This window comes from Aminobacter sp. J41 (assembly GCF_000526635.1).
In the GTDB taxonomy this organism is placed as follows: domain Bacteria; phylum Pseudomonadota; class Alphaproteobacteria; order Rhizobiales; family Rhizobiaceae; genus Aerobium.
In genome coordinates, this window is record NZ_JAGL01000017.1 from 1 (window position 1) to 12257 (window position 12257).

Sequence of the window (12257 nt, forward strand, 5' to 3'; positions counted from 1 at the left end):
GCAAAGTCCTGCAGCGCCTCGAAGCGGTTGGCCACGCGCCGGTAGCGGCTGCTTTCGGGATCGAAGAGATCGAGGGTGTCCTTGGAGACGTCGCAGCCGATGAAGTTTGGGTGTAAGGTCATGGGGCCTGTTCCTGTGGTGCGAGGTCTGGGTAAGCAGCCTCGTGCAACTGTTCAGGTTCAAAGCAGCACTGCGGGAAGGGGCCAGGCCATGCCACGGTCTGCTTTCCCAAGCGGAGGCGACCAGGATNCCNNCGGCCTCCTTCCCGCAACCATTCTACACCTCCGCAAACACACAGGACCCCCGGTCGAGCCCGAGGGTGACGAGGGAAAAAAGTTTCGGAACAGGTCTGCGGCGTTGGCGCGTTCCATCAGGTAGTTTAGCGGGTGAGAACTTGATAAGGGTTTGGGGCCTTCCCTGCTCTGTCACTCGCGGGCTGCGGTAGCCGATCCCGCAACGCTGGCACGCTGCCGAAGCGTTCCGGCATGGACCCTCGGGTCAAGCCCGAGGGTGACGATAGGAAGAATGTTTCGGAACAAGTCGGCAGCGTCGGCGCGTCCCAATGGGCGTTCGGGAGTCAAGGGGTTAGAGGCTCCCGACCGAAACTACATTTGCGGCTTCTCCCCCGCTGCGTCAGATGAGGGTTGCAGCTCCTCCCCGCTCGTCACCCTCGGGCTTGACACGAGGGCCCATGCCTGAAGGGCAAAGGTGAACCGGCGGGGCAGGTATGACCGCGGTGCGGCGGCGTTTTCGGGATCGCGACCCGAAGCTCGCGGATTGCCGCTGCGCCGGCATAACGGCTTTTCAGGCCACGTCACTACCCCTCGTCACGCCGCCTCGCCGAATGCCGAGGCGCCCTGATCGGCGCGGGAGGCAAGGGCGCGCATGCCGGCAAACAGTTCGCGGCCGAAACCGAAGCTGTTGCCGGAAAGGTCGGCGACGGCAGGCTCGCGCGCGGAAAATTCGGCCTCATTGACCTTCACTTCCAGCGTACCGGCTTCCGCGTCGAGGCGGATGATGTCGCCATTGCGGATGCGAGAGATGGGGCCGCCGTCGAGCGCCTCGGGCGTGACGTGGATCGCCGCCGGGACCTTGCCGGAGGCGCCCGACATGCGCCCGTCGGTGACGAGCGCGACCTTGAGGCCGCGATCCTGCAGCACGCCAAGCACGGTGGTCAGGCGGTGAAGCTCTGGCATGCCGTTCGCCTTAGGGCCCTGGAAGCGCACCACCGCGACGAAGTCGCTGGTAAGCTCGCCCGCCTTGAAGGCGGCGTTGAGCTCTTCCTGGCTATGGAAGACGCGCGCAGGGGCCTCGATGATGCGGCGCTCCGGCTTCACGGCCGACGTCTTGATGATCGCGGCGCCCAGATTGCCCTTGAGCACCTTGAGGCCGCCGGTCGGCTGGAACGGCGCGCTGGCGGTCGTCAGCACCTTCGGATCGCCGCTGACAGCAGGTGCCGGCACGCGGGCGACGGTGCCGTCGTCGGCAAGATGTGGCTCGATCGTGTAGGCGCGCAGGCCATCGCCCCAGACGGTCTTGACGTCCTCGTGCAGGTAGCCGGCGTCGAGCAATTCGCGGATCAGGAAGCCCATGCCGCCGGCCGCGTGGAAGTGGTTCACGTCGGCAAGGCCGTTCGGATAGACGCGCGCCAGCAGCGGTACGACGTCGGAGAGATCAGAAATGTCCTGCCAGGTCAGCCGGATGCCAGCAGCAGCCGCCATCGCGATCAGGTGGATGGTGTGGTTGGTCGAGCCGCCGGTGGCGTGCAGCCCGACGACGCCGTTGACGATCGAGCGCTCGTCGATCATGCGACCGACAGGCGTGAACTCGTTGCCGAGCGCAGTGATCGCGAGCGCGCGCTTTGCCGCCTCGCGGGTGAGCGCATCGCGCAGAGTCGTGTTCGGGTTGACGAAGGACGAGCCCGGCGTGTGCAGGCCCATGATCTCCATCAGCATCTGGTTGGAGTTGGCCGTGCCGTAGAAGGTGCAGGTGCCGGGGCCGTGATAGGACTTCGACTCGGCCTCGAGTAGCTCGGCGCGTCCGACCTTGCCCTCGGCGTAAAGCTGGCGCACGCGCGCCTTCTCGTCATTCGGCAGGCCGGAGGTCATCGGCCCGGCGGGGATGAACACAGCCGGCAGGTGGCCGAAGGTGAGCGCGGCAATGACGAGGCCGGGCACGATCTTGTCACAGACGCCGAGGAAGACGGCCGCGTCGAACATGTTGTGCGACAGGCCGACAGCCGCCGCCATCGCGATCACGTCGCGCGAGAACAGCGACAGCTCCATGCCCGGCATGCCCTGGGTGACGCCATCGCACATTGCTGGCACGCCACCCGCGACCTGCGCGACGCCGCCGGCTTCCGCGGCTGCCTGCTTGATTAGCGCCGGGAAGGTCTCGAACGGCTGGTGCGCCGAGAGCATATCGTTATAGGCGGTGATGATGCCGAGGTTGGGCACGCGGTCGGCGGCAAGCAGCGCCTTGTCGACGGCGCCGCAGGCGGCAAAGCCGTGGGCGAGGTTGCCGCACGAAAGGGTGGTGCGATGCGGGCCCTGCTCGATCGCGGCGTCGATGCGCGCAAGATAGGCTTCACGCGTTGGCTTCGAGCGCTCGGCAATGCGGGCCGTGATCGCTGCGATTTCCTGTCTGACTGTCATGGCGTCACCGATTGCTCAGCCGGCCCAGTAGACCGGCAAGGGTTCCCGTGCGTGCCTCAGGACGGCGCTGACCGGGAGTTCCGATCCTGGCTGCATCGCCGCGTCCAGCACGCTGCGCTTTTCCTCCCCTTCGATATGCAATGCGACGAAGCCGGCCTCGATCAGCCGGGCAAGCGGCAAGGTCAGGCGCGGCTCTCCTCCCGCAACCGTGTCGACCGCTTCCACCAGCGTCGGACGCGCCGGGTCGAGCAAGGCGGCCAGATTTGGCGCGTCCGGAAAGAACGATGCCGTGTGGCCATCCGTGCCCATGCCGAGGATCGCGACGTCGAGTGGCCAATTTTGGACGACGAGGTCCTCGGATGCCTGATGCGCGGCAGAATTCGCGTCGCGCGCATTGTGGTAGAGGCCGATGAAGCGGGCCGCCGCCGCCTCGTTCTGCAAAAGGTTCCTGCGCACCAGCGAGGCGTTGGAACGGTCGGACGCTTCATCGACAAAGCGCTCGTCGACGAGGGTGACGGTCACCTTCGCCCAGTCGAGCGGCTTGCGCGACAGCGCCGCGAAGAACTTCTTCGGCGTCGAGCCGCCCGAGACGGCGATGAACGCGCCGCCGCGCGTGGCGATGGCCTCGCCGAGCTTCGCGGCGACGGTCGAGGCGAGTGCCTCGGCAAGCGCCGCGGAATCCGGATAGGTCTGCCAGTTCACCTGCATCTCAGACACTCTCATGCCAGGTGCGGCCGTCGCGCTCGATCAGCGCGATCGACGAGGAGGGCCCCCAGGTGCCGGCGGTGTAGCCCTGCGCGCTCTGCTGGTTGGTCGCCCATGCCGCATGGATCGGATCGATCCACTCCCACGCCGCCTCGATCTCGTCGCGGCGCATGAACAGCGTCTGGTTGCCGCGCACGACATCCATGATCAGGCGCTCATAGGCATCCGGATTGCGGACCTCGAAGGCGTCGGCGAAGCTCATGTCGAGCGGAACGTGGCGCAGGCGCATGCCGCCCGGGCCCGGATCCTTGATCATGATCCACTGCTTGACGCCTTCGTCCGGCTGCAGGCGGATCACGAGCTGGTTGGCCTGCATCACCCCGGCGCTTTCCGGGAAGAGGAGGTGCGGCACCGGCTTGAACTGGATGCAGATTTCCGAGACGCGCTCGGCAAGTCGCTTGCCGGTACGCAGGTAGAACGGCACACCCGCCCAGCGCCAGTTGCCTACTTCGGCCTTGATGGCGACGAAGGTTTCGGTGTCGCTGGGGGCGCCGAGCTCCTCGGCATAACCCTTGACCACGCCGCTGGAGGAAGCGCCGGCGCGGTACTGGCCGCGCACGGTGAGCTTGGCCGCGTCACGCTCGGAGATGCGACGCAGCGAGCGCAGGATCTTCAGCTTCTCGTCGCGCACGGCATCGGCGTCCATCGAGGACGGCGGCTCCATGGCGGTGAGGCACAGCAGCTGCAGCATGTGGTTCTGCACCATGTCGCGCAGCGCACCTGCCTTGTCGTAGTAGCTGACGCGGTCCTCGAGGCCGACGGTTTCGGCGACCGTGATCTGCACGTGGTCGATATGCGCCGAGTTCCACAGCGGCTCGTAGAGCGCGTTGGCAAAGCGCAGCGCCATCAGGTTCTGCACCGTCTCCTTGCCGAGATAGTGGTCGATGCGGAAGATCTGGTGCTCGCTGAAGACGCTGCCGATGGCGTCGTTCAGCTGCTTGGCGGTCTCAAGGTCGCGGCCGATCGGCTTTTCGACGACGATGCGGACATTGCCCCGGTTGAGTTCGTGCGCGGCAAGGTTCTTCGCGATGTCGCCGAACAGGCTTGGCGCGACGGCCAGGTAGAATACCCGAACAGCTTCGCTGGTGCCGAGCGCCTGCTTGAGATTGTCGAAACCCTCGCCGCTCCTGGCGTCGACCTGCTGGTAGCTCAGCCTTGCGAGGAAGGATTCGAGCTGGCCATTGTCGATCTCTTCCTTCTTCACGAAGGAAGTGATGGCGGTGCGGGCAAAATCCCTGTAGGCGTCGTCGCTGAGCGGCGAGCGCGAAGCGCCGATGATCCGGGTAGGTTCCTGGAACTGGCCTGCCATCTGGCGCTGGTAGAGAGCCGGCAGAAGCTTACGTTCGGCGAGGTCACCGGTCCCTCCGAAGATGACGAAGTCGAACGGGTCGACGGGGATGATCTGGCTGCTCATGTAGGTCGTGAATCCTGCTTCCGCATTTGCAATGCGGTATAATCTAATCGATTTAATAAGGCCAGAGCGAATTGCCTGACCGCGTTAGGTCTCGGCCTTTCTCTTGACACTACGGCGTGCGCTGGTTTTGTCACGAGTAAGAACTGGTCCATGGTCCGCCGGCTTTCAAGCCGCTATGGGCAGGGACAACGGGAGGATATTGGCATGGGTACAGCCCTTTCGCAGACCGTCGCCGAAGGCGTGGCCTTCATGAACCTCATCGACGGCAAGTCGGTCGACGCATTGTCCGGCGAGCGAATCGACGTCATCTGCCCGTCAGACGGCAAGGTGTTTTCCTCGATCCCGGCCTCCGGTGCCGCGGACGTCGACCGCGCGGTCAGGGCCGCGCACAAGGCGTTCTATGAAGGCCCGTGGAGCAAGATGCCCGCGGTTGAGCGCGGCCGGTGCCTGACGCGGCTTTTCCATCTGGTCGAGAAGCACGGCGACGAGCTCGCGGCACTCGAATCCCGCGACACCGGCAAGCCGGTGCGCCAGGGCAAGGCAGACGTCGTAGCCACCATGCGCTACTACGAGTTCTATGGGGGCGCGGGCGACAAGATCCACGGTGACACGATACCGTTCCTCGATGGCTATACGGCGCTGACGCTGCGCGAGCCGCACGGCGTGGTCGCCGGCATCATCCCGTGGAACTACCCGATGCAGATCCTCGCCCGCGTGGCGGGCGCGGCACTCGCCATGGGCAATACGCTGGTGGTGAAGCCGGCCGAGGATGCCTCGCTGACGGCGATCCGCATCGCCCAGCTGGCGCTCGAAGCCGGTGTGCCGGAGGGCGTGTTCAACGTTATTACCGGCTATGGCCGCGACGCGGGCGCGGCGCTTTCCTCGCATCCGCTCGTCGATTACGTGACCTTTACCGGCTCGACCGTGACCGGCACGGCGATCCAGCAGGCAGCTGCGGTCAACAACCGCGGCACGACGATGGAGCTCGGCGGCAAGTCGGCGCAGATCGTCTTTGCCGATGCAGACATCGAGGCGGCACTGCCGGTGCTCGTCAACGCCATCATCCAGAACGCCGGCCAGACCTGCTCGGCAGGCAGCCGCGTGCTGATCGAAAAGTCGATCTACGAGCAGGTTGCATCGGCGTTGGCTGATCGGTTTTCCAGGCTCGTCGCCGGCCCGCACGAGGCCGATCTTGACCTTGGCCCGCTCATCAACGCCAAGCAGCGCGACCGCGTCGCCGGCATGGTGAATGCCGCGCGCGAGGCCGGCATTCCGGTGCTCGCCGAAGGGTCGATCCATCCGGATGCGCCGGAAGACGGCTTCTACCACCCGGCGGTGCTGTTCGGTTCGGTAGATCCGAACGCGACAATCGCGCAGGAGGAAGTGTTCGGGCCGGTGCTGTCGCTGTTCTCGTTCGAGGGCGAGGAGGAGGCCGTTAGCCTTGCCAACGGCACCGACTATGGTCTCGTTGCCGGCGTCTGGACGAAGGATGGCGCGCGCCAGCACCGCGTCGCCAAGCGCGTGCGCGCGGGACAGGTCTTCGTCAATGGCTACGGCGCGGGCGGTGGCATCGAACTCCCGTTCGGCGGCTTCAAGAAGTCTGGCTTCGGGCGCGAGAAGGGTTTTGAAGCACTCTACGACATGAGCGCGACCAAGACGGTCGTGTTCAACCACGGCTAGGGGGAATTAATGGCACGTCTGAAAGACAAGGTTGCGATCGTCACTGGTGGTGCGTCCGGCTTCGGAGAGGGGATCGCCAAGCGTTTTGCCGAAGAGGGCGCGAAGGTGGTGGTGGCGGACCTCAACGCCAAGGGCGCGGAACGCGTGGCCGAGGAAATCGGCGAGAATGCCGTCTGGGTGCAGACCGACGTGTCCATGAAGTCCGAGATCGACGAGATGGTCGCCAAGGCGATGGACGCCTTCGGCCGCATCGACATCATGGTCAACAACGCCGGCTTCACGCACCGCAACGGCGACCTGCTGGGCGTCAGCGAGGACACCTTCGACCTCATCAATGCCGTCAACATGAAGGCGATCTACTATTCGACGCTGGCGGTGGTGCCGATCCTGGAAAAGCAGGGCGGCGGCTCGATCATCAGCACCGCCTCGACGGCGGGCCTGCGGCCACGTCCGGGGCTGACCTGGTACAACGCCTCCAAGGGGTGGGTCATTACCGCGACCAAGTCGATGGCGGTGGAGCTCGCCCCGAAGAACATCCGCGTCAACTGCCTCTGCCCGGTGGCGGGCGAGACCGGCATGCTGGCGCAGTTCATGGGCGCCGACACGCCGGAGCTTCGCGAGAAGTTCAGGTCCTCGATCCCGCTTGGCCGTCTGTCGACCCCGCTCGACATCGCAAATGCCGCGCTGTGGCTGGCCTCGGAAGAAGCGGCCTTTATCACCGGCGTCGCGCTCGAGGTCGACGGCGGCCGCTGCATCTAAATTTGCAAGATTGCGATGGGCCGTGCCTGCAGGCGCGGCCCATTTTGCTCAGAACCTGTCGCGCAGGGCGTACCAGTTGAGTGCCAGGAACAGCAGCGGCGTGCGCAGCTTCGTGCCGCCCGGGAATGGCGGGATCTTCAGTTCCTCGAACAGTTTCAGCCGCTCGCGATTGCCCAGCACCGTCTCGGCGAACAGCTTGCCAACGAAGTTCGACAGCATCACGCCGTGACCCGAATAGCCGCCGACCGAGATGACGTTCGGCATCACCTCACGCACGAACGGCGTGCGCGGCATCGTGATGCCGACATAGCCGCCCCAGGTGTGAGTGAGCTCGACGTCCTTGAGCTGCGGGTAGACCTCGACGATCTGCCTCCGGATCGGCCCGTGCAGGTCCTTCGGATCGCCCGGCGCGTAGATCTCGCGGCCGCCGAACAGCAGCCTGCCATCCTTCGAGCGGCGGAAGTAGCGGACGACGAAGCGTGAGTCGTCGACGGATTCGAAGCCCGGCAGGATCGGACTGTCGTCGCCGAGCGGCGGCGTCGCGCCGATGAAGGAGCCGATCGGCATCACATGCGCGGAGGTGATCGGCTCGAGCTTCTCGTTGTAGGCGTTGACGGCGATCAGCGCCTTTGACGCAGCGATGGTGCCGCGCGCGGTCGTCACGCGCACCTTGCCGCCCTGCGAAGTGATACCGTTGGCACGCGTCTTTTCATGCAGCCGCGCGCCGGCCGCCGCGGCCACCTCGGCCGTTCCGACGAGCAGCTTCAGCGGGTGGATATGGCCGGTGCCGGTGTCGCGAATGCCGCCATAGTAGTGGGTCGAGCCCAGCCGCTCCGCCGTCTCCTTCTGGTCCATGAAGGAAATGTGCGGGTAGCCGTAGCGCGTCGCCATGACTTCGGCATGCTCGCGGTAGTGGCGCACGTAGCGCGGCTTGTGCGCGACCGAAAGCTGGCCCGGCATGAAGTCGATATCGATGCCGTTGCTCTGCGCAAAGGAGAGGAGGTGCGACTTGGCTTCCTCAGCAAGGTCGAACAACGCCTTGGCGCGGGTAAAGCCGAGCGCGGCTTCCGTATCCTCGGCCCATTCGCGCTGGCCGGTGCCCATCTGACCACCATTGCGGCCCGACGCGCCGTCGCCGAAGCGATGTTCCTCGATGAGGACGACACTTGTGCCGGCTCTGGCGAGATGAGCAGCCGCGGACAGTCCGGTAAACCCGCCACCGATGATGACGACGTCAGCGGTCACATCGCCGTCGAGCGGCGGATATTCCGGCCGCTCGCCGACGGTGTCCTCGTACCAGGAATAGCCGGGCGAGATTGGGGAGAGGTACTTGGGTGAATGGGACATTAGGTGCTTCGGGGCTTAGGTGAATAAGTGAGTAGGTGCTTAGGGACTTATGTAATTAGGTAGCTAGGGCTGATCGGGCACGAGTTTCCAGATCAGAAGTCGTAGTAGCTTGCCGACACTTTCCGTTTGGGCCAGCAGCGGCTCAATTTCGGCCTCAGGAGCAATTTCGACGCGGACAGCGAGCAGCACGTGTGTCTCCAGTTCCTTCAGCGATCCCTGCGCAATGCGGAGGAACTGGACGTAGGAACCGCGGTTCCCCCGTCCAAAGCCCTCGGCAATGTTGGCCGGAACTGAAGCTGCTGCTCGCCGGGCCTGGCTGGTCAGGCCGTACAGTTCTTCCTTCGGCCAGCGGGCAGTGAGGCGGTAGGTGTCGGCGGCGAGCTGCATGGCCTGCTGCCAGACCAGAAGATCCTTGTATGACCTGATCTTCTCGACGCTTCCAGCCACTCCCTAACGCCCCTAGCCCCCTAAGCCCCTACTCCCCTAAATCATCACACGTTCAGCAGCAGATACTCTCTCTCCCACGGGCTGATGACCTCCATGAAGGTCTCGAACTCGGCCTTCTTGATCGCGGCGTAGGTGGTGACGAACGAGTCGCCGAGGATTTCACGCAGCGTCGTGTCCTTCTCGAACAGTTCGACCGCTTCGAGCAGGCCGCGCGGCAGGTCGATGGCGTCCTCGTTGGCGGCTGACTGCACCGGCTGGTCGCAGGCCTCGTTCAGCACCATGCCGATCAGGCCGCAGGCGAGCGATGCCGCGAGCGCCAGATACGGATTGGCGTCCGACGACGGGATGCGGTTTTCGACGCGGCGCGCGGCCGGGTCCGAACGCGGCACGCGGAAGGCGACCGTGCGGTTGTCGTAGCCCCACTTGGTGTTGACCGGTGCCGATGCTGCCTGGGTGAGGCGGCGGTAGGAGTTCACGTACGGAGCCAGCATCACCAGCGCATTCGGGATATGCTTCTGCATGCCGCCGATGAAGTTGCGGAATTCGTCGGTTTCCTCGCCGTTCCGGCCGGTGAAGATGTTCTGGCCCGTCTTGATGTCGACGATCGACTGGTGAATGTGCATCGCCGAACCGGGCTGGCCCTGAATGGGCTTTGCCATGAAGGTCGCGTAGGTGCCGTGCTTCAGCGCCGCTTCGCGGATCGTGCGCTTGAACATGAATACCTGGTCGGCGAGCTCGATCGGGTCGCCATGGCGTAGGTTGATCTCGAGCTGTCCGGCGCCTTCTTCATGGATGAGCGTGTCGATCTCGAGGCCCTGGCCTTCCGAGAAGTGGTAGATGTCGTCGATCAGTTCGTCGAACTCGTTGACGCCGGCGATGGAATAGCCCTGTCCGCCACCGATGGCGCGACCGCTGCGTCCCACTGGCGGCTCCAGCGGATAGTCCGGGTCGGGGTTCATGCGCACGAGATAGAATTCAATCTCCGGCGCGACGACCGGCTTCAGGCCGCGCTTTGCATAGGCATCGACTACGCGGCGCAGCACATTGCGCGGCGTAAATTCGACGAAGCGGCCGTCCTGGTGGACGAGGTCGCAGATCACTTGCGCGGTCGGGTCCGTTTCCCACGGCACTACCGACAGCGTCGACAGGTCCGGCATCAGCTTCAGGTCGCCGTCGTCTTCCGGATAGACGAAGCCGTCGCCATCCTCCGGATAGCGGCCGGAGATCGTGGTCATAAAGACCGCCGAAGGAAGCGCCAGCGAGGTATTGGAGGTGAACTTCTTCGTCGGCATCATCTTGCCGCGGGCCACACCGGCCTGATCGGGCGTGATGCACTCGATGTCTTCGATGCCCCGCCATTCAAGCCAGGACGAGGCTTCCTGCCAGTTCTTCACGCCTCGCTGCTTTTCGACGAATTCCGGGACGCGCGGACGGGCACCGCGATTTGAGGAGCGGATTTCCTTTTTCTTGACTGACATCAATCACCAATAGAGTTGGAATGATGCGACTATAAACGCGGCATGCGAGGAAAGGGAAGGGTGACAAACCGCGCTACTGGAAGTCAAAAGCGCTCAGTCCCGTCACCATTTCATCAAGCCCCAACGGTCGCGTCACCGGCGGTTCCGCGCGGGCAAGGCAGCCGACACGCTCGCACAGCCGGCAGGCCGGGCCGATCGGCGTTGGCGGCGAAGCAAAGGGCAGGGCGGCGGCATAGACGATTTCGTCGCAGTGCTCGATCTCGCAGCCGATCAGGATCGCGGTGCGGCGCGGCCGCTCGTTGAACGCGCCCTGCGGGCCTTCGAGGGTGCGGGCGATGGTAAGGAACTTCCCTCCGTCCGGCATCTCGACCACCTCGACCAGCACCTGGCCCGGCTGGGCAAAGGCAGCATGCACGGCGAGCTTCGGGCAGCCGCCGCCGAAGCGGCCATGCGGAAAGCCCTCCGCGCCGGCGCGGCGAAAGCGGTTGCCGGCATTGTCGACCTCCTGCATGAAGAACGGAACGCCGGACGCGCCCTTGCGCTGCAGGGTCGTCAGCCGGTTCGCGGCCTGTTCGAACGAGACGCCGAAGCGCGAGCGCAGCACGTCGATGTCGTAGCGGGCGCGCTGGGCAGCGGAGAGGAACGGCTGGTAGGGCATCATCAGCGCATGCGCGGCGTAGCGGGCGAGCTCGAAGCGGGCGAGGCGCCGTGCTTCATCGCTCGATAGCTTCAGCGCCTTGAGTTCGGCGGCGATCGCCACCTGCATGCGGATGAGGCACGCTTCCATCGCTACTTCGCGCAGCTGATCGAACGGCGACAGCCGCTCGGAGATGAACAGGCGCTGCGAGTGGCGGTCATAGCGGCGACGCCAGTTCGGCATTGTGGCGACTGGGAGCGTGCGCACGACGATGCCGTATTCGCGCTTCAGCCATTCTTTCAGCGCGCCGAACAAATCATCGCCCGGATCGAGCAGCTGGACGAAGGCCTCGGCCTCTTCCTCGATCGACTGGAAATAGTTGGGCCGGCGCTCGAACGTCTCGCGCACCTCGTCGACCGGCAGCCGCGCCGAGATCAGCGACGTCGCGCGGCCCTCGCGCGCAAGCATTTCGGAGAGGTCCGACAGCCGCTCGGCCTGCTCCTTGTAGGCGCGAAAGAGCTTCACCATCGCCGCCGCCGCATTGGGTGCCGAGTCGGCCACCTCGATCAGCTCCTGGTCGCCGGGTAGTTCGCCGACCAGGAGGGGATCGGCGAACACCTCGCGCAGCGCCGTGACCGTGCCGCCAGCCTCGCCCTGCAGCTCCTCGGGTTCGACGCCGTAGACGGAGGAGAGTTTCAGCAGCAGCTGCACGGTGAGCGGCCGCTGGTTGCGCTCGATGAGGTTGAGATAAGAGGGCGAGATGCCCAGCCCCTCGGCCATCGCCGTCTGGGTCAGCCCCTTGGCGAGGCGCACGCGGCGGATGCGGGGGCCCGCGAAGATCTTCTGCTCGGCCATAACGACGCCTTTTGTATGAGCGTTTTACAGCTGCGGCTGATGCTCATGTTTTACAGTTTTCACAAATTTACAACCGGCATCTGTGAACCGCAATACAAGTTCACCCGAATTTTCGGAGCCGAAATCGCATTTTCCTCGTTGGTTTTCGCACCGCAATGTAAATCAAGGCACGAGAGAGGCGCGGGCAAGGGCGCTTCCGACGACGAACGCCAGCGACGGAG

9 protein-coding genes are annotated in these 12257 nt (G+C 64.8%); 2 read left to right on the forward strand and 7 right to left on the reverse strand.

Going from position 1 to position 12257, the window contains the following annotated elements; translation table 11 throughout:
• Positions 1-827: 827 nt before the first annotated feature.
• The 3 genes from edd to zwf are packed head-to-tail and all read right to left on the reverse strand — an operon-like array spanning position 828 to position 4833.
• On the reverse strand, positions 828-2654 hold the full coding sequence (edd, locus tag L630_RS0112510) for a phosphogluconate dehydratase (protein ID WP_024848595.1): 1827 nt from the start codon (positions 2652-2654) through the stop codon (positions 828-830).
• A 15-nt stretch (positions 2655-2669) separates the two neighbouring features.
• A complete protein-coding gene (gene pgl, locus L630_RS0112515) occupies positions 2670-3362 on the reverse strand; it encodes a 6-phosphogluconolactonase (RefSeq protein WP_024848596.1) in 693 nt (230 codons plus the stop codon).
• Between the two features lies 1 nt (position 3363).
• Positions 3364-4833 carry a glucose-6-phosphate dehydrogenase gene (gene zwf, locus L630_RS0112520; protein WP_024848597.1) on the reverse strand — a complete coding sequence of 490 codons (1470 nt, stop codon included), beginning with the start codon at positions 4831-4833 and terminating at the stop codon, positions 3364-3366.
• Between the two features lie 204 nt (positions 4834-5037).
• Between zwf and L630_RS0112525 the strand changes: the two genes are divergently transcribed.
• Together L630_RS0112525 and L630_RS0112530 are read left to right on the forward strand one after the other, a co-directional pair.
• Positions 5038-6513 carry an aldehyde dehydrogenase family protein gene (locus L630_RS0112525; protein WP_024848598.1) on the forward strand — a complete coding sequence of 492 codons (1476 nt, stop codon included), beginning with the start codon at positions 5038-5040 and terminating at the stop codon, positions 6511-6513.
• Positions 6514-6522: 9 nt separating this feature from the next.
• Positions 6523-7272: an SDR family oxidoreductase gene (locus L630_RS0112530; protein ID WP_024848599.1), complete on the forward strand. Its 750-nt coding sequence runs from the start codon at positions 6523-6525 to the stop codon at positions 7270-7272.
• A gap of 48 nt (positions 7273-7320) precedes the next feature.
• On the opposite strand, the gene L630_RS0112535 is transcribed toward L630_RS0112530, so the two are convergent.
• From L630_RS0112535 to L630_RS0112550, 4 genes are all read right to left on the reverse strand, one after another.
• Positions 7321-8619: an FAD-binding oxidoreductase gene (locus L630_RS0112535; RefSeq protein WP_024848600.1), complete on the reverse strand. Its 1299-nt coding sequence runs from the start codon at positions 8617-8619 to the stop codon at positions 7321-7323.
• 63 nt (positions 8620-8682) lie between these two features.
• Positions 8683-9066, reverse strand: a complete 384-nt coding sequence (locus L630_RS0112540; protein ID WP_034330242.1) for a four helix bundle protein — start codon at positions 9064-9066, stop codon at positions 8683-8685.
• 44 nt (positions 9067-9110) lie between these two features.
• Positions 9111-10544, reverse strand: coding sequence for a glutamine synthetase family protein (locus L630_RS0112545; RefSeq protein ID WP_024848602.1), 1434 nt, complete (start codon positions 10542-10544; stop codon positions 9111-9113).
• A 73-nt stretch (positions 10545-10617) separates the two neighbouring features.
• Positions 10618-12036: a helix-turn-helix domain-containing protein gene (locus L630_RS0112550; RefSeq protein ID WP_024848603.1), complete on the reverse strand. Its 1419-nt coding sequence runs from the start codon at positions 12034-12036 to the stop codon at positions 10618-10620.
• Positions 12037-12257 lie beyond the last annotated feature (221 nt).